This is a genomic window from Sphingomonas horti, from assembly GCF_009753715.1.
Lineage (GTDB): Bacteria > Pseudomonadota > Alphaproteobacteria > Sphingomonadales > Sphingomonadaceae > Sphingomonas_B > Sphingomonas_B horti.
The window spans coordinates 64,020-80,174 of record NZ_WQMS01000002.1; the positions used below are offsets into that span (position 1 = coordinate 64,020).

Here is a 16,155-nt window from a genome sequence, read left to right on the forward strand (position 1 = left end):
GACGCGCCCTTAAGTCGACGCCCGTGAAGACGCTGAAGATCGCCTCCTGGAACATCAACTCGGTCCGCTTCCGCATCGGCATCGTCGAGCAGTTCCTGGAACAGGAATGTCCCGACATCCTGTGCCTGCAGGAAACCAAGGTCGAGAATGGCAGCTTTCCCGCCGCCGCCTTTCATGCGCTCGGCTATGACCATGTGCTGCTGAACGGGCAGCGGATGCATCATGGCGTCGCGATCGTCTCGAAGCTGCCGCTGGTCGAAGAGGAACGCAACGACTGGCAGGCCAATGGCGAGGCCCGGCACCTGGGCGTGCGGCTGCCGAACGGCATCCGGCTGGAGAATGTCTATGTGCCGGCCGGCGGCGACATTCCCGATCGCGCGCTCAACCCGAAATTCGGCCAGAAGCTCGATTTCCTCGCGCGCATGACGGACTGGTCGGACCGCGTCCGCGTGCCGACGATCATGGTCGGCGACTTCAACGTCGCGCCGCTGGAATGCGACGTCTGGAGCCACAAGCAGCTGCTCGACGTGGTCAGCCACACGCCGATCGAGGTGGAGGCGCTGACGAAGCTCCAGGCGGCGCATGACTGGGTCGATCTCGGCCGGCGGTTCGTGCCTGCGCCGACACGCTGCTTCACCTGGTGGAGCTACCGCGCCAAGGATTGGGCCGCCTCCGACCGCGGCCGCCGTCTCGATCATATGTGGGCGAGCCCCGAGCTGGCCGCGAACGCCACCGGGCATGCGGTCCACGAGCCGTGCCGCAGCTGGCTGAAACCCTCCGATCACGTGCCGTTGGTGACGGAGTTCAGTTTTTGAGCGACCGCGCGGTCGCGCGCGCGATCGACGCGCTGCGCCGCGGCTGGCCGGTGGCAGTCGGTCCGCTGGCGCTGCTCCCGATCGAGACCGCGGACGCGGAACAGCTCGCCGCATTCGATCCGGCGGGCCAAGCGGACGTGCTGCTGTCGGCAAGCCGCGCGGAAACGCTGAAGCTTGCCAATCAGCGCGAGGCCGCCAATCCCGGGCATGCCGTCCGCGTCGAACGGGCGCCGTGGCTCGATTTCGAAACGGCAACCGCGCTCGCCGATCCCGCGCTCGACCTCGCGACGCCGCTGAAGGGCCCGTTCCGCGCTGTCCCGGTCAAGCACCAGGCGGCAGCGGATGCCGCGCTCGAACTCGCGCGGATAGCAGGCGTGCTCCCGGCCTTTTTCGCGGCCGATGGAGAGATGCGAGGGGCGCTCTCGCCCCAGGACATCGAAGGCTTTGTCGATCCCGCAAGGCTCCGCATCGCCACGCGCGCGCGGCTGCCGGTCGAGGCCGACGAGCAAGCGGAGATCGTCGCCTTCCGTTCGGCCGACGGCGGCGACATGCACGTGGCGCTGATCCTGGGCCAGCCGGACGGTACGCCGCCGCTGGTCCGTCTGCACAGCGAGTGCCTGACCGGCGACGTGCTCGGCTCCCTCAAATGCGATTGCGGGCCGCAGCTCCATGCCGCGCTTGGCGAGATCGCCGGCGCCGGCTGGGGCATCCTGCTCTACCTGCGCCAGGAAGGCCGCGGCATCGGCCTGATCAACAAGCTGCGCGCCTACGCGCTGCAAGACCAGGGCTTCGACACGGTGGACGCCAACACGCGGCTCGGCTTCCGCGTTGACGCTCGCGATTTCCGCATCGCCGCGCGGATGCTGGAACTGCTGGGACAGCGCCGCATCCGGCTGCTGACCAACAACCCGAACAAGGTGGCCGAGCTGCAAAAAGCGGGCATCGACGTGGTCGAGCGCGTTCCGCACCGTGTCGGCGTGAATCCGCACAACGAACAATATCTCGCCACCAAGCGCGATCGCACGGGGCACCAGCTCTAGGGGCTGGATTCCGCCGGGCGCCACAGGTCGTAAAGCCCGTGCTCGCCGGCCGGCCTGAGCGGGCGCAGCGAGACCGACTGCTCGGCCGGAGGCCGCGTCATTTCGACGTAAATGCCTGCGGTGGAAAGCCCATAGGGTTCGCCGTCTTCATTCGAATAGGCGAAGAAGGCGCGTTGGATGCCGCACAGATGCATCGCCGCCAGGCACATCGGGCAGGGATGGCCGCTCGCATAGATGACGCAGCCGTCCAGTCGCGCGCTGCCGAGCGTCTGGCTGGCCCGCCGGATCGCCAGCAGTTCCGCATGCGCGGTCGGATCATGATTCTGGTGGATTCCATTCGCCGCGCGCGCGACGATCGCTCCATCGCGCACCAGAACCGCGCCGAACGGCCGCCCACCTGCCTGGATGTTGGCGCGGGCCAAGGCAACCGCCTCGCGCATATAATGTTCGTCGGTCATGGTCATGGCGATCAGGCTCCGAGCAGCCGGGCGACGTCGTCGAAGCTCCCCGCAATGTCGTCGACATCCAGTCGCTTCAACGTTTCCGCGTGCCCCGGCAGGCAGTGCGAGCCTGCGCACAGGCCGATCACGTGCCCGCCCGAGGCGACCGCGCCAGTCACACCCACCACCGAGTCCTCGAGAATCACGGTGCGCCGGATGTCGATCCCCAGCGCATCGGCGGCATAGAGATAGAGGTCGGGCGCCGGCTTGCCGCGGGTGACGTGCTCCTTGCCGCTGAACACCTTGTCTCCGAATGCTGCCGTCAGGCCGAGATGGGCGAGGTGCGTGTTCACCCAATGCGTGCTGCTGGAGGACGCTACCGCCTTGGGCCACTCGGCCGGCAGAGAGCGCACGAAGCCGACCGCGCCGGCGACTTCCTCCAGCTCTTCCGCCAGCACGCGCGCATCCTCCGCGGCGCGACGCGGATGGAACGATTCCGGCAGCGTCTGCCCGATCCGCGCCTCGATCGCGGCAATGAAATCAGGGCCGCTGAGCCCGGTATAATGGGCCAGCGCGTCTTCGAGAGTGTGCGGGAATCCGAGTTCGGTCAGCAGCGCGGCAAGATGTTCGTTCCCAGCCGCTTCGCTTTCCAGCAGCACGCCATCGAAATCGAAGATGATCCCATCGAACCTCAAGCACGCGCCCCGAACAGCGCCGAGCCGACGCGGATATGGGTCGCGCGCAGCATCACTGCGGTCTCGAAATCGTCGGACATGCCCATGCTCAGCAGCTTCAGGCCCTGGTCGCGCGCCAGCTTCGCGAGCAGCGCGAAATAGGGCGCTGCCTCCACCTTCGCCGGCGGCACGCACATCAGGCCGGAAATCGCCAGCCCGGCGTCGCGCGCCTGATCCAGCAGCGCCGGCAGCTCCGCCACCATGCACCCGCCCTTCTGCGGCTCGTCACCGATATTGACCTGCACAAACAGGGTCGGATCGCGGCCCGTCCTGTCGATTGCGCGCGCCAGCGCCTCGACCAGCGACGGCCGATCGACCGAGTGAATCGCATCGAACAGCCGCACCGCCACCTCGGCCTTGTTCGACTGCAGCTGGCCAACCAGGTGCAGCTCCAGATCCTCGTAGCGCTCGGCAAGCGCCGGCCATTTGCCTTCCGCTTCCTGCACCCGGTTTTCGCCAAAGACTCGCTGGCCGGCCTCGATCAGCGGCGCGATGGCCTCCGGAGGATGGGTCTTGGAGACGGCGATCAGCGTCACGTCGTCGGAGTCGCGCCGCGCAACTTTGGCGGCGCGTGCGATCCGTTCGCGCACTTCGGCAAGGCGTTCAGTTTCCAGCATCGGCGCTGCTATAGGCAGGCCGATGAGCCGCCGCCACCTCACACTGCCGCACGTCTGGATGCTGACCGACGAACGGCAGGGCGAGGCGATGTGGGATGCGATCGCGCGCCTGCCTAAAGGCGCGGGCGTGATCGTCCGCCACTATTCGCTCCCGCTCGCCCAACGCCTCAGGATGGCCCTCCGCATCCGTGCGAACGGCCGGTTCGTGGCGTTCGCCGGCACCGAAAACGAGGCGCGCCGCGCGGGAGCGCAAGCCGTCTATGGCGCGAGCCGGCGCGGCGGCGACCTTCCGCGACTCTATCCGGTTCACAATCGCCGCGAGATCAGGGCAGCCGAGCGCGCCGGTGCCGCCCTGCTCCTGCTCTCCCCGGTCTTCCCCACCCGCTCGCATCCGGGCGCAAGAACACTGGGCCCACACCGCTTCGCCCACTTGGCAGCCTTTGCGCGCGCACCCGTCATCGCGCTCGGCGGCATGACGTCAGTCCGCTTCCGCCGATTACAGCGGCTCGGCGCACAGGGATGGGCGGGGATAGACGTATGGGCCGTTTGAGCGGGGCAGCTTCGGAAGTAGTACGGCTGCACGTGACAACGTTGGGGTATAATGAAAAAGGGGAAGTTGCAATTTGGGACCTGAACGCCAGGTTCTCTTGGAGCGCACGGCTATTGGAGGTTTGAAATGCTCCTATCCCCGAAACTCTGCCGAGTCCGCGCTTGAGCAGCGACGACGAACGCCTCGATGAGCGAGGCGACTGCGCCCGGGCGCCTCTTACTGCCAGCGCGTACATAGTGGTGGATAAGGCAAACTGTCTCTACCGCCCCGATCTGAAAAGTGCGGTCAGGATCGTTCCTCCTTACGGCACCGAGGTCAGTGTTGTTCGTGACGAGGGTTTTTGGGTTCTTGTCCGTTGCTACGGCAAAGAAGCTTGGTCGCCGCGCGGAAATCTGTCTACTGTGTTGAAACCTCGAAGACCCGCCATAGAAGTCGGGGTCATGCCTGCGGCCGGCTACAATTTCAGACCCCCTAGCCGGTTAGAACCGACTCTTGCCGTCGAGTATGGTCCTCGAGGTGGCCGATACGTTCGAACCGCCTCGGGATTCAGACGATATTTTTGACATCGGAACGCGCAGTTTACTCATTTCGAAGGCGTGGTGTGACCAGCGTCCCCACGAAACATTAACGAATTGGCAGCGCCCATAGCCACCTCGTTGAGATCAGAACTTGAACGCCGTCCCGATATACACCGCCTGGCTGTCGCGGCGGCCGTCGTCGATGATCTGGAGCCGGTCGCGCTGCTCGGCCTTGTAGCGGACGCCCGCGGTCACATCGAGGTTCCTGGTCAGCGCGTACGAGCCGCCGAGGTCGAAGTTGACGCTGCGGCCGCCGGTCAGGTTCGCCGAAGCGACGTCGACGGGCCGATCCTGGCCGACCTGGAGGCGTCCACTCCACTTCGGAGCGTTGTAGCTCACGCCCACGTCCAGCTTCTCGCGGCTGCCGGGCAGCGCGCCCATGTCAACGCGGGCGACGTCGCCGGCCAGCGCGAAACGCTTCCAGCCCACCGCCATGCCGAGATTGTAGGCGACCGGCGTGATGCTGACCGAGGCGCTGCTCGCGCGGCTCGGTTCCGGCTTGGCGGCGGTCGAGACGGCGCGGACCGCCACGGTGACGGCATGGCTGCGGTTCGGATCGGTCGAGGCCGGAGTGAAACGGAAGCCGCTATTGGCCAGCCCGGCGCGCGCATAGATGGCGGCGACGCGCGGATCGGCGGCCGCAGGCGTGAACGACCCGATCCCGCCGCGGGCGCTGAGCGACACGGGCCGCTTCAGGAAGGCGCGCGCGGCGTCCGACGATGCGCCGATCGCAGGCACGGCAAAGGCCGCGACAGCAGCAGCCGCCACGCCCAAAGCCAGATATGTGCGACGCACGCGCATTGGATCGACTCGTTTCACCCCGCTAACAGAACATTCGAAGTAGCGAGTCCGGGGCCGTCCCGCCACCTGCGAAGAGTCGAATCTTCTCACAGTGTTGCACAACATCCACAGCCTGCTTGCGAGCCATGGGGTTGCCCCTATAACGGCGCGCGATCAGCTCTGCGTATTTCAAGGATTCCCGATGTTCCGCCCGTCCCGGTCCGTTCTGCTCGTCTCTTCCGCCCTGGCCTTGTCGGCGTGCCAGGCGATCCGTGACGATCTCGCCAAGGGCCTGAATTACGGCAAGTCTTCGGACACGACCAAGCAGGCGGACCTCGCCGCCGCCAAGGTGACGACGATCGGCGTCAACTCCTATCTGTGGCGCGCCGCGCTCGACACCGTGTCGTTCATGCCGCTGCTCCAGGCGGATTCGAACGGCGGCGTGATCGTGACCGACTGGTATGTGAATCCGAATTCGCCCGGAGAGCGGATGAAGCTCACCGTCTCGGTGCTGGACCAGGACCTGCGCGCCGACGCGCTGAAGGTCGCTGCCTCGCGGCAGATCCAGCAGAACGGCCAATGGGTCGCGGCGCCCGTGGCCGCGGCGACGGTGCAGAAGCTTGAAGACATCATCCTGACCCGCGCGCGGGACCTGAGGCGCGCCGCTTCCGGCATCAAATAAGCCATGGCCGAGAGATTTAACCCGAAGGCGGCCGACGCGCGCTGGCAGCGCGTCTGGGCCGAGCAGGGGACGTTCCACGCGTCGGATACGTCACCGAAACCCAAAAGCTACGTCCTCGAGATGTTCCCCTACCCGTCGGGGCGCATCCATATGGGGCATGTCCGTAACTATACGATGGGGGACGTGCTCGCCCGTTATCGGCGGATGAAGGGCATGGAAGTGCTCCACCCGATGGGGTGGGACGCGTTCGGCATGCCGGCCGAGAACGCGGCGATGGAAAAGGGCGTGCATCCGGGGACCTGGACCCGCGCCAATATCGCGACGATGCGCGACCAGCTGAAGTCGCTGGGGTTCGCGCTCGACTGGAGCCGCGAGCTCGCCACCTGCGAGCCCGATTATTACGGCCAGGAACAGGCGCTGTTCCTCGACCTGTTCGCGGCGGGGCTGGTCTATCGCAAGGAATCGGCGGTCAATTGGGACCCGGTCGACATGACCGTGCTCGCCAACGAGCAGGTGATCGACGGCCGCGGCTGGCGCTCCGGCGCGCTGGTGGAGAAGCGCAAGCTCAGCCAGTGGTTCCTGAAGATCACCGACTTCGCCGAGGAGCTGCTCGACGGGCTGAAGCGCCTCGACCAATGGCCGGAAAAGGTTCGGCTGATGCAGGAAAACTGGATCGGCAAGAGCCAGGGCCTGCAATTCCGGTTCAGGCTGTCCGACGGCGATGAGGTCGAGGTCTTCACCACCCGCCCCGACACGATCTTCGGATCGAGCTTCGTCGCGGTCGCGGCCGATCATCCGCTCGCGGCGAAAGTCGCAGAGACGAACCCGGCCGCCGCCGCGTTCATCGCGGAGTGCCGCGCCGGCGGCACCACCGCGGCGGAACTTGAGACGGCGGAAAAGAGGGGTTTCGACACCGGCTTGACCGCAGCCCACCCGTTCGACCCGGACTGGCAGCTGCCCGTATTCATCGCGAACTTCGTGCTGATGGATTACGGCACCGGCGGCGTGTTCGGCGTGCCGGCGCACGACCAGCGCGACCTCGACTTCGCGCGCAAATACGGGCTGACCGTCACCCGCGTCGTGACGGATGGCGAGCACAGCGATCCGGCGTTCGAGGGTGACGAGGCCTATTCCGGCCCCGGCAAACTCGTGAACTCGCGCTTTCTTGACGGCATGGAGGTCGAGGCCGCGAAGCGCGCCGTTATCGCCCGCGCCGAAGCCGAAGGCTGGGGCAAGGGCACGACCGTCTGGCGGCTGCGCGACTGGGGTGTATCGCGCCAGCGCTACTGGGGCACGCCGATCCCGATCATCCATTGCGACGCCTGCGGCGCGGTGCCGGTGCCGAAGGACCAGCTGCCGGTCGTGCTGCCGGAGGACGTCAGCTTCGACGTGCCGGGCAATCCGCTCGACCGGCACCCCAGCTGGAAGCATGTCGACTGTCCCAGTTGCGGCGGCAAGGCGCAGCGGGAGACCGACACGCTCGACACCTTTGTCGATTCGAGCTGGTATTTCATCCGCTTCGCCAGCCAGCCGGACGACAAGCCGTTCGACCGCGCGGTCGCCGACGCATGGCTTCCGGTCGGTCAGTATATCGGCGGGGTCGAGCATGCGATCCTGCACCTGCTCTACGCGCGCTTCTGGACGCGCGCGCTGAACCGGCTCGGGAAGATCGACGTCAAGGAACCGTTCACCGGCCTGTTCACCCAGGGCATGGTCACGCACGAGACGTACCAGGCGCCAGACGGGCGCTGGCTCAGCCCCGACGAAGTCGAGACCCGCGGCGGCAAGCTCGTTACCGCGGACGGCGAGCCGGTCACGCTCGGCCGCGTCGAGAAAATGTCCAAGTCGAAGAAGAACGTCGTCGATCCGGCACCGATTCTCGACAGCTACGGCGCCGACGCGGTGCGCTGGTTCATGCTCTCCGACTCGCCGCCCGAGCGCGACCTCGCCTGGTCCGAGGCCGGGATCGAGGGTGCGTGGCGCTTCGTGAACCGCGTCTGGCGCCTGGTGCAGAGCGTCGATGCCGCGGAAGGCGCCGATGCCGCGCTCACCGCGCGCCGCCACAAGACCGTGGCCGGGGTCGCCGCCGACATCGAGTCGCTGTCCTTCAACAAGGCCGTCGCAAAGCTGTACGAATTCGTCGGTGCGATCGAGAAGGCGCAGCCTTCGGCCGATCGCACCGAAGCGATCCGCACGCTTGTCCGCCTGGTCGCGCCGATGATCCCGCATCTGGCCGAGGAAGCCTGGGCGGCGCTGGGACAGCAGGGGCTCGTCGCCAATGCGCCCTGGCCGGAGTTCGATGCCAAGGCGCTGGTCGCGGACGAAGTGACGATCGCGGTCCAGATCAACGGCAAGCTGCGCGACACGCTCACCGTGGCGCGCGGCGAGCCACGCGAATCCCTGGAAGCGAAGGCACTCGCAGCACCCAATGTGGTCCGCCAGCTGAACGGCGCGGCGCCCAAAAAGGTGATCGTCGTGCCCGATCGTCTGGTAAACCTGGTCGCATGAAGCGCCTCACGCCCCTTGCCCTGCTGCTGTTGGCGGCCTGCGGACTGCAGCCGCTCTATTCGGGCGGGTCGGGCGGGGACGTGGCCCAGGCGCTTGCCGGAGTCGAAGTGGCACCCATTCCTGGCAAGAATGGCTGGCTGGTCGCGAATGCGCTCAAGGACCGCATCGCCGCCGTTCCGTCTGCAAACCCGCGTTATCGCCTCACGGTGGAGCTCGACGACAAGATCGAAGGCTTCGGCATCCGCCGCGACGACGCGATCACCCGGGAGCGCCGCACGCTCCGCGCGCGATACCAATTGAAGGATGCCGCCAACGGCACGGTCCTGGTCGACGCGACCGCGGGTTCCGACGCCGGCATCGACGTGGTCCAGTCCGAATATGCGACGATCGCCGCCGAGAATACCGCGCTGGAACGGCTGGCGGGCGAAGTCGCCGACCAGATCGTCGCGCGCATCGCGCTCTACGCCAAGCGGACGAAGTGAAGCTCGACAAAAGGCCGCAGATCGAACGGGCGCTGGACCAGCGCGACCCGGCGGTGCGCTGCTTCCTGCTTTACGGCCCGGACGAAGCAAGCTCGCGCGCGCTCGCGGACCGGCTCGGCTCGGCCATGGGATCCGATGCGGAGCGGGTCGATCTCGATGGGGCGACGCTCGCGCGGGACCCGGCGCTGCTGGCCGACGAGGCCGCCTCGACCTCGCTGTTCGGCGGCGCGCGCTGGATCCGGGTCCGCGCCAGCGGCGACGAAGCGACTGAGGCGGTCGAGGCGCTGCTCTCCGCGCCGCAGGCGGGCAATCCGGTCGCCATCGTCGCAGGTGCGCTGAAGCCGGCATCCAAGCTTCTGAAGCTCGCGCTCGCCTCCCCCGCCGTGTCGGCGTTTGCGAGCTATCTGCCCGACGTGCGCGAAGCCGGGCCGCTGGTCGCCGGCATGGCCGCGCCGCTCGGCTTGCGCGTGGCAGCCGACGTGGCGCGCCGCATCTTCGACGCCGCTGCGGGCGACCGTGCCGTCATGGCCCGGGAGCTGGAGAAGATCGCTGCTTTCCTGGATGCCGGTCCGGACGCGCCGCGCGACGTCGAGGGAGCGACGCTCGACGCGATCGGCGCCGGCGAAGGCGAGAGCAGCGCGGCGGCATTGATCGATGCCGTGCTGACCGGCAACCTGCGCGGCACGGTGGACGAGCTCAGGCAGCTCGCGGAATCGGGCGAAGATGGCGTTCCGCTGGTTCGTGCGATGCACCGCCGCCTGCTGCAGCTCGCAGCGCTGCGCGGCGAAGCCGACCGGTCCGGCATCGAGTCGGCGATAGCCGGCGCCGGCAAATCTCTGTTCTGGAAAGAAAAGCCGATCGTCGAGGCGGAGCTTCGCCGCTGGAGCAGCGCCGATCTCGCGATGCTGGTCGAGCGCATCACCGCCGCCCAGGCGCAGCTGCTGGAAAGCGGCTCCGCCGGCACGATGGGCCCGTCGCAGGAGCTGCTGACGATCGCGCGCGCGGCGACCCGCGCCCGCTAGCTCACTCCCGCGCGAGAGCCTTCAGCCGGTAGAGGACCTCCAGCGCGTCGCGGGGCGTCAGCGCGTCCACATCGAGCGACTCGACCTCGGCGCGGATCGCGTCGCACTCGGCTTCCGCGGTCTCGGCCGTCGCCGCGAACAGCGGCAGGTCGTCCAGCCCCGCGGCGATCCCGCCGGTCTTCTCGCGGCCTGTTTCGAGCTTCTTCAGCACGTCGCGCGCGCGGGCAAGCACCAGCGGCGGCAGCCCGGCAAGCTTGGCGACCGCAAGGCCGTAGCTGCGGTCGGCCGCGCCTTCGGCCACTTCGTGCAGCAGCACCAGGTCGCCTTTCCACTCGCGCGCGCGGACATGGTGCAGCGAAAGCGCATCGAGCGTGCCGGCGAGCCGCGTCAGCTCGTGATAATGGGTCGCGAACAGGCAGCGGCAGCGGTTCAGGTCGTGAACGGCTTCGACCACCGCCCAGGCGATGGCGAGCCCGTCATAGGTCGACGTGCCCCGGCCCACTTCGTCCAGGATCACGAAGCTGTGCGGCGTCGCCTGCGCCAGGATCGCCGCCGTCTCGACCATCTCGACCATGAAGGTCGAGCGGCCGCGCGCGAGATTGTCCGACGCGCCCACCCGGCTGAACAGCCGGTCGACCAGCCCGAGCGTCGCGCTCGCGGCCGGCACATAGCTGCCCGCCTGGGCGAGCACCGCAATCAGCGCATTCTGCCGCAGGAACGTGGACTTGCCACCCATATTGGGGCCGGTGACGAGCCACAGGCGCGAGTCTTCCGAAAGGCGGCAATCGTTCGCGACGAAGCGTGCGCCGGCCTTGGCGACCGCCGCTTCCACCACGGGATGGCGGCCGGCTTCGATCTCCAGGCAGGGATGCTCGACCAGGACCGGCCGGCACCAGCCGCCCTCGACCGCGCGCTCGGCCAGGCCCGCCGCTGCGTCCAGCCGGGCGATTGCGTCGGCGGCGGCAGCGATCTTGTCGCGGCGGGCAAGCGCCTGCTCGGTCAAATCCTCCAGATGCGCGGCTTCCGCGGCGAGCGCGTGCGCGCCGGCCTGCGTCACGCGGAGCGCCTGCTCGTGCAGTTCCGGCGCGCTGAAGCGAACGACGCCGGCAAGCGTCTGGCGGTGGGTGAAGCCCGAATCCGGCGCCATCAATTTGTCCGCCGCCCGCGACGGCACCTCGACATGATAGCCGAGCACGCCGTTGTGGCGGATTTTCAGCGCGGCGATGCCGGTCTGCTCGCGGTAGCGCGCCTCCAGCGCCGCGATCGCACGCCGGCCTTCTCCGCCGAGCCCGCGCAGCTCGTCCAGCGCCGCGTCATAACCCTCGGCGATATATCCGCCCTGCGCCGCATCGAGAGGCGGGCTGGGCACCAGCGCGCGGCTCAACAGGTCTGTGAAGGCGGCATGACCCTCGAGAGCGGGCAGGAGCGCGTCGAGGAGCGCCGGCGGCTGGTCGATCCGGGCGAGGCGGTCGCGCAGCTGCCGCGCCTCGATCAGCCCGTCGCGCAGCTGGGCCAGGTCACGCGGACCGCCGCGGCGTGCGACCAGGCGCCCGAGCGCCCGGCCGATATCCGGCATCGCCCGGAGCGTCGCGCGAGTCGCGTGGCGGAGCGCGTCGTCATGGAACAGCGACACCAGATCGAGCCGCGCCTGGATGCGGCCGCGATCGGTGAGCGGCGCGCCCAGGTCCGCGCCGAGCAAGCGCGCGCCGGCGCCGGTAACGGTGCGGTCGATGCAGTCGAGCAGGCTGCCGCCGCGCCCGCCGCCTTGCGCCTGGGTCAGCTCCAGGCTTTCGCGCGTGGCGGCATCGATCAGCATGTGCTCCGATGCCAGGCGGCGGCGCGGGCGCTGCAGGAAAGGCAGAGCGCCCTTGCCGACATGCTCCAGATAGGCGACCAGCCCGCCCGCGGCCGCCACGCCAGGCCGGCCGAACTGTCCGAGTCCGTCGAGAGTCGCGACCCCGAACAGCGCGCACAGCCGCCGCTCGCCGCCGATGCTGTCGAAGCTGCCACGCGGCCGCTCGATCGCGTTTCCGCCCGTTCCTTCCGGCGCGATCACTTCGGCGGCGGCATAATGGGCCAGTTCCGTATCCAGCAGGTCGGGCGCGACCTCGGCGATCTCGAACGCACCGGTCGAGATGTCCGCGGCCGCAAGCCCCACCACGCCCCCGACCTCGACCATCGCGACCAGCCAGTTGGAGCGGCGCGCATCGAGCAGCGTCTCTTCGGTCAGGGTACCGGCGGTGACGAACCGGACGATGGCGCGGTCGACCAGCGCCTTGGAGCCGCGCGCCTTGGCGGCGGCGGGCGACTCGGTCTGCTCGGCGATCGCGACGCGGAAGCCGGCCTTGATCAGCCGGGCGAGATAGCTCTCGGCCGAATGGACCGGCACGCCGCACATCGGGATCGGCGCCCCGTCATGCTCGCCGCGCGCGGTCAGCGCGATGTCGAGCGCCGCGGCGGCGGCCTTGGCATCGTCGAAGAACAGCTCGAAGAAATCCCCCATCCGATAAAAAAGCAGGCAGTCGCCGGCTTCCGCCTTGAGGCGCAGATATTGCGCCATCATCGGCGTTGGGGCGCTGTTCATGTTCGTCCGATTAGCGTTGGGGGCCCGGCTTTCCAACGGGTGCGTTATCGGTCAGAGTCGGCAATCCACAGAAAGAAGAACCGGGTGGCCCAGGCGTTCATCAATGCGATCGGGACAGCCGTGCCCGATCACGACATCCACCAGGCCTTTATCGGCTGGGCGCTCGACAAGATTCCGGACCCGCGCCAGCGCAGGCTGTTCGAGCGGATGGTCGGGCGCAGCGGCATCGAACATCGCTGGTCGGTGCTGCCCCGGGCCGACAATGGCGGGACGCCGATCGAAGCGGGCGGCTTCTACCACGGCGACACCTTGCCCAGCACCGCGCCGCGCATGCGTCTTTACGGCGATGTCGCGCCGGCGCTGGCGCTGCGCGCGATCGACGGCCTCGAATTCGAACCCGACGCGATCACTCATATCGTCGTCGCGAGCTGCACCGGCTTCGTGGCGCCCGGCGTCGACCAGATCGTCGCGCGGCGGCTGGGGCTCAGCCCGTCGGTCGAGCGGCTGCTGGTCGGCTATATGGGCTGCTACGCGGCCGTCGTCGCGCTCAGGAGCGCGCGCCACATCGTGCGGTCGGACCCGAGCGCCAGGGTGCTGGTGGTGACGGTCGAGATCTGCTCGCTGCACCTGCACGAGATGCACGAAGTCGAGGCGTTGCTGGCCGGTCTTCAGTTCGGCGACGGCGCAGCGGCCGCATTGGTGACCGCCGAGCCGGACGGGATCGAGATCGACACGCCGTTCGCGACCACGCTGCCCGAATCGGACACACTGATCCGCTGGGACATCACCGACGAAGGCTTTGCGATGCACTTGTCGGGCGAAGTGCCCGGCCGAATCGGCGCCGCGCTGGCCGAGCCGGAGCTGCGCGAAGCGATCGTCAACGGCGGCGTCGACCAATGGGCGGTGCATGCCGGCGGCCGCTCGATTCTCGACGCGGTCGAGAACTCACTGCAGCTGCCGCCCGATTCGCTTGCCGATTCGCGCGCCGTGCTCCGCGACTTCGGCAATATGTCGTCCTCCACGCTGATGTTCGTGCTCGCACGGCTGTTCGGCCGTCCGGTCGAACGGGGCGTCGCGATCGCCTTCGGCCCGGGCCTCGCCGCCGAAGGCTTCCGGTTCCGGAGCGCATGAGCCTCGCCGTCCGCGCCCTGGCCGAGGAGCAGATGGATGCGGAGGACCTGTCCGCCGGCGAATATGCGGCGATCATCGGCGACCTCGCCAGGGCCAATCGGTGGACGATGGCGGCGCGACCGACGCTTTCCTTCATCGCGCGCGCGGCGAAGGACCGGCCGTTCCGGCTGCTCGACGTCGGCTTCGGGCACGGCGACATGCTGCGCAGGATCGCCGGGTGGGCGGAACGGCGCGGGCAAACCTGCGAGCTGGTCGGCGTGGATCTCAACCCCCGAAGCGAACCGGCCGCGCGCGCCGCGACGCCACCGCACATGCCGATCCGCTACCGGACTGGGGATTATGTCGAGCTCGCCGGCGAGCCGTGGGATCTGATCGTCTCCAGCCTCGTCGCGCATCACATGACTCACGACCAGCTGATCGCCTTCCTCCGCTTCATGGACGCGACGGCGCGGATGGGCTGGCTGGTCAACGACCTGCACCGGCACGCCCTGCCGCATGTCGGCTTCCCGATCCTCGCTCGAGCGATGCGCTGGCACCGGATCGTGCGCGAGGACGGCACTCTCTCGATCGCGCGCTCCTACCGCCCCGCGGAATGGCCGCCGATCCTCGACGAGGCCGGCGTGGCGGCGCGTATCTACCGCGCATTTCCGTTCCGGCTGTGCGTCGAGAAAATACGATAATCCTGGGCGGCGGGCCGGCGGGCTCGGCCGCCGCCATCACGCTCGCCCGGGGCGGCAGACGCCCACTGGTGCTGGAACGTCAGCGCGAAACCGGCGACGCACTCTGCGGCGGATTCCTCAGCTGGCACAGCCTGGTGTTGATAGAGCGGCTCGGCCTGCCAAAGTTGCGCGGCGCGACTGTCGACCATGTCCGGCTGTTCGGGCCGACCGGCTCGGCCAGCGCACGTCTGCCCAGACCGGCGCTGGCCTTGTCGCGGCGGCAGCTCGATTCGGCGCTGCTGACTCATGCCGAGGCGCTCGGCGCGCGGGTCGAATGCGGCGTGACGGCGCGCGAGATCGACGGGCGCACGATCCGCGCCGATGGCGACACCTTCACCCCCGAGCGGCTACTGCTCGCGACCGGCAAGCACGACGTCCGCGGCATCGCGCGACCCAAACCCACGGGCGATCCGGCGCTAGGCCTTCGCGTGCGGCTCGGGCCGGCACCCGCGCTTGCGCGGCTGGTCGAGGGCGCGATCGAGCTTCACCTGTTCGATCGCGGCTATGCCGGTCTCGTGCTCCAGGAAGACGGCAGCGCCAATCTCTGCCTCGCCGTCCGCAAATCGCGGCTGAGCGAGGAAGGTGATCCGCGTGCCCTGCTCGACGCGATCGGCCGCGAAGTCCCGGTGCTCGGCGAACGCCTGGCCTGGCTGGCGAACGAGGCGCCGATCGATGCGATCGCGGCCGTCCCTTATGGCTGGCGCGCGACGGACACGGCGCCCGGCATCTATCGCCTCGGCGACCAGGCTGGCGTCATGCCGTCGCTGGCCGGCGAAGGCATGGGAATCGCCTTGGCCAGCGGCATGCTCGCCGGCCACGCGCTGCTGCGCGGAGCAGGCGCCGAGGCTTTCCAGCACGATCTCGCGCGCCGGACCGGCCGCCCGATCCTGGTTGCCAGCGCGATCCTCGCCGCCGCCGAGCGCCCCGCCACCGCGTCCCTCCTCGTTGCGACGATGCGCTTCGCGCCGGGCCTTGCGACCCTGCTCGCCCGCGCGACGCGTGTCGGCCATTGAAGCGATCCGGCGACTGTCCCACATTGCCCGCCATGGACAAGCTCGACCTTCCCGAATCGGAGTGGCGCAGGCGGCTGACGCCGGAGCAGTATCATGTGCTTCGCGAGGCCGGCACCGAGCGCGCCTTTGCCGGCGCCCTGTACGACAACAAGGCGGAAGGCACGTATCGCTGCGCCGGCTGCGGCGCCGACCTGTTCGAGAGCGACACCAAATATGATTCGGGATCGGGCTGGCCGAGCTTCACCCATCCGTTCGCGCCCGAGGCGGTGACCGAGCATCACGATATCAGCCACGGCATGCGCCGCATCGAAGTGCGCTGCGCCCGCTGTGACGGCCATCTGGGCCATGTCTTTCCCGATGGCCCGGGGCCGGAGGGACTGCGCTATTGCATCAACAGCGTGTCGCTCGATTTCGAGCCGGCGAAGCGCTGACCCGCCGGCCAGGGGACGTATAAGCTGTT

At 68.5% G+C, this 16,155-nt stretch carries 16 protein-coding genes; 11 read left to right on the forward strand and 5 right to left on the reverse strand.

The genetic code is table 11. The annotated features are described in order from the left end of the window. The first annotated feature begins 32 nt into the window (after window positions 1-32). On the forward strand, window positions 33-815 hold the full coding sequence (locus GON01_RS02850) for an exodeoxyribonuclease III (RefSeq protein ID WP_157025951.1): 783 nt from the start codon (window positions 33-35) through the stop codon (window positions 813-815). Beyond that, window positions 812-1,855: a GTP cyclohydrolase II gene (gene ribA, locus GON01_RS02855; protein ID WP_157025857.1), complete on the forward strand. Its 1,044-nt coding sequence runs from the start codon at window positions 812-814 to the stop codon at window positions 1,853-1,855. The genes GON01_RS02850 and ribA overlap by 4 nt, the downstream gene beginning before the upstream one ends. On the opposite strand, the gene GON01_RS02860 is transcribed toward ribA, so the two are convergent. From GON01_RS02860 to GON01_RS02870, 3 genes are read right to left on the reverse strand one after another with little or no spacing between them, the layout of a single operon-like run. After that, entirely contained in the window at window positions 1,852-2,319 is a 468-nt protein-coding gene (locus GON01_RS02860; RefSeq protein WP_198159765.1) for a nucleoside deaminase, read from the reverse strand. The two genes, ribA and GON01_RS02860, sit on opposite strands and share 4 nt — an antisense overlap. Window positions 2,320-2,324: 5 nt before the next feature. Then, on the reverse strand, window positions 2,325-2,990 hold the full coding sequence (locus tag GON01_RS02865) for an HAD family hydrolase (protein ID WP_157025859.1): 666 nt from the start codon (window positions 2,988-2,990) through the stop codon (window positions 2,325-2,327). Continuing rightward, complete coding sequence (locus tag GON01_RS02870) at window positions 2,987-3,646, reverse strand: YggS family pyridoxal phosphate-dependent enzyme (protein WP_157025861.1); 660 nt, start codon at window positions 3,644-3,646, stop codon at window positions 2,987-2,989. The genes GON01_RS02865 and GON01_RS02870 overlap by 4 nt, the downstream gene beginning before the upstream one ends. 22 nt (window positions 3,647-3,668) lie before the next feature. Between GON01_RS02870 and GON01_RS02875 the strand changes: the two genes are divergently transcribed. Beyond that, window positions 3,669-4,196 carry a thiamine phosphate synthase gene (locus tag GON01_RS02875; RefSeq protein ID WP_157025863.1) on the forward strand — a complete coding sequence of 176 codons (528 nt, stop codon included), beginning with the start codon at window positions 3,669-3,671 and terminating at the stop codon, window positions 4,194-4,196. Window positions 4,197-4,858: 662 nt separating this feature from the next. Here GON01_RS02875 and GON01_RS02880 read toward each other — a convergent pair. Next, complete coding sequence (locus tag GON01_RS02880; protein WP_157025865.1) at window positions 4,859-5,575, reverse strand: hypothetical protein; 717 nt, start codon at window positions 5,573-5,575, stop codon at window positions 4,859-4,861. A 181-nt stretch (window positions 5,576-5,756) separates the two neighbouring features. Between GON01_RS02880 and GON01_RS02885 the strand changes: the two genes are divergently transcribed. From GON01_RS02885 to holA, 4 genes are read left to right on the forward strand one after another with little or no spacing between them, the layout of a single operon-like run. Next, a complete protein-coding gene (locus tag GON01_RS02885; RefSeq protein WP_157025867.1) occupies window positions 5,757-6,236 on the forward strand; it encodes a DUF3576 domain-containing protein in 480 nt (159 codons plus the stop codon). 3 nt (window positions 6,237-6,239) lie between these two features. Beyond that, a complete protein-coding gene (leuS, locus tag GON01_RS02890; RefSeq protein ID WP_157025869.1) occupies window positions 6,240-8,744 on the forward strand; it encodes a leucine--tRNA ligase in 2,505 nt (834 codons plus the stop codon). Continuing rightward, entirely contained in the window at window positions 8,741-9,226 is a 486-nt protein-coding gene (gene lptE, locus GON01_RS02895; protein WP_157025871.1) for an LPS assembly lipoprotein LptE, read from the forward strand. The genes leuS and lptE overlap by 4 nt, the downstream gene beginning before the upstream one ends. Further along, window positions 9,223-10,248, forward strand: coding sequence for a DNA polymerase III subunit delta (gene holA, locus GON01_RS02900; protein ID WP_181600245.1), 1,026 nt, complete (start codon window positions 9,223-9,225; stop codon window positions 10,246-10,248). Before lptE ends, holA begins: the two co-directional genes overlap by 4 nt. Window position 10,249: 1 nt before the next feature. Here the strand turns inward: holA and mutS are convergent, their stop codons facing one another. Continuing rightward, a complete protein-coding gene (gene mutS, locus GON01_RS02905) occupies window positions 10,250-12,811 on the reverse strand; it encodes a DNA mismatch repair protein MutS (RefSeq protein WP_157025954.1) in 2,562 nt (853 codons plus the stop codon). 105 nt (window positions 12,812-12,916) lie between these two features. Here mutS and GON01_RS02910 point away from each other — a divergent pair, with 105 nt between their 5' ends. Genes GON01_RS02910 through msrB form a run of 4 tightly spaced genes read left to right on the forward strand, consistent with a single transcriptional unit; the run spans window position 12,917 to window position 16,126 of the window. Then, window positions 12,917-13,963, forward strand: coding sequence for a type III polyketide synthase (locus GON01_RS02910; RefSeq protein ID WP_181600246.1), 1,047 nt, complete (start codon window positions 12,917-12,919; stop codon window positions 13,961-13,963). Continuing rightward, window positions 13,960-14,643, forward strand: a complete 684-nt coding sequence (locus GON01_RS02915; RefSeq protein ID WP_157025875.1) for a methyltransferase domain-containing protein — start codon at window positions 13,960-13,962, stop codon at window positions 14,641-14,643. Before GON01_RS02910 ends, GON01_RS02915 begins: the two co-directional genes overlap by 4 nt. Further along, on the forward strand, window positions 14,622-15,695 hold the full coding sequence (locus GON01_RS02920) for an NAD(P)/FAD-dependent oxidoreductase (protein ID WP_181600247.1): 1,074 nt from the start codon (window positions 14,622-14,624) through the stop codon (window positions 15,693-15,695). Before GON01_RS02915 ends, GON01_RS02920 begins: the two co-directional genes overlap by 22 nt. 32 nt (window positions 15,696-15,727) lie before the next feature. Then, the gene (gene msrB / locus GON01_RS02925) at window positions 15,728-16,126 is read left to right on the forward strand and encodes a peptide-methionine (R)-S-oxide reductase MsrB (protein WP_157025877.1); all 399 of its coding nucleotides are present in this window, start codon (window positions 15,728-15,730) and stop codon (window positions 16,124-16,126) included. Window positions 16,127-16,155 lie beyond the last annotated feature (29 nt).

Coding starts and splice junctions, on each gene's coding strand:
- GON01_RS02915 (WP_157025875.1), top strand. CDS start 13,960: ATGAGCCTCGCCGTCCGCGCCCTGGCCGAGGAGCAGATGGATGCGGAG.
- leuS (WP_157025869.1), top strand. CDS start 6,240: ATGGCCGAGAGATTTAACCCGAAGGCGGCCGACGCGCGCTGGCAGCGC.
- msrB (WP_157025877.1), top strand. CDS start 15,728: ATGGACAAGCTCGACCTTCCCGAATCGGAGTGGCGCAGGCGGCTGACG.
- GON01_RS02860 (WP_198159765.1), bottom strand. CDS start 2,319: ATGACCATGACCGACGAACATTATATGCGCGAGGCGGTTGCCTTGGCC.
- GON01_RS02870 (WP_157025861.1), bottom strand. CDS start 3,646: ATGCTGGAAACTGAACGCCTTGCCGAAGTGCGCGAACGGATCGCACGC.
- GON01_RS02880 (WP_157025865.1), bottom strand. CDS start 5,575: ATGCGCGTGCGTCGCACATATCTGGCTTTGGGCGTGGCGGCTGCTGCT.
- GON01_RS02885 (WP_157025867.1), top strand. CDS start 5,757: ATGTTCCGCCCGTCCCGGTCCGTTCTGCTCGTCTCTTCCGCCCTGGCC.
- lptE (WP_157025871.1), top strand. CDS start 8,741: ATGAAGCGCCTCACGCCCCTTGCCCTGCTGCTGTTGGCGGCCTGCGGA.
- GON01_RS02875 (WP_157025863.1), top strand. CDS start 3,669: ATGAGCCGCCGCCACCTCACACTGCCGCACGTCTGGATGCTGACCGAC.
- mutS (WP_157025954.1), bottom strand. CDS start 12,811: ATGATGGCGCAATATCTGCGCCTCAAGGCGGAAGCCGGCGACTGCCTG.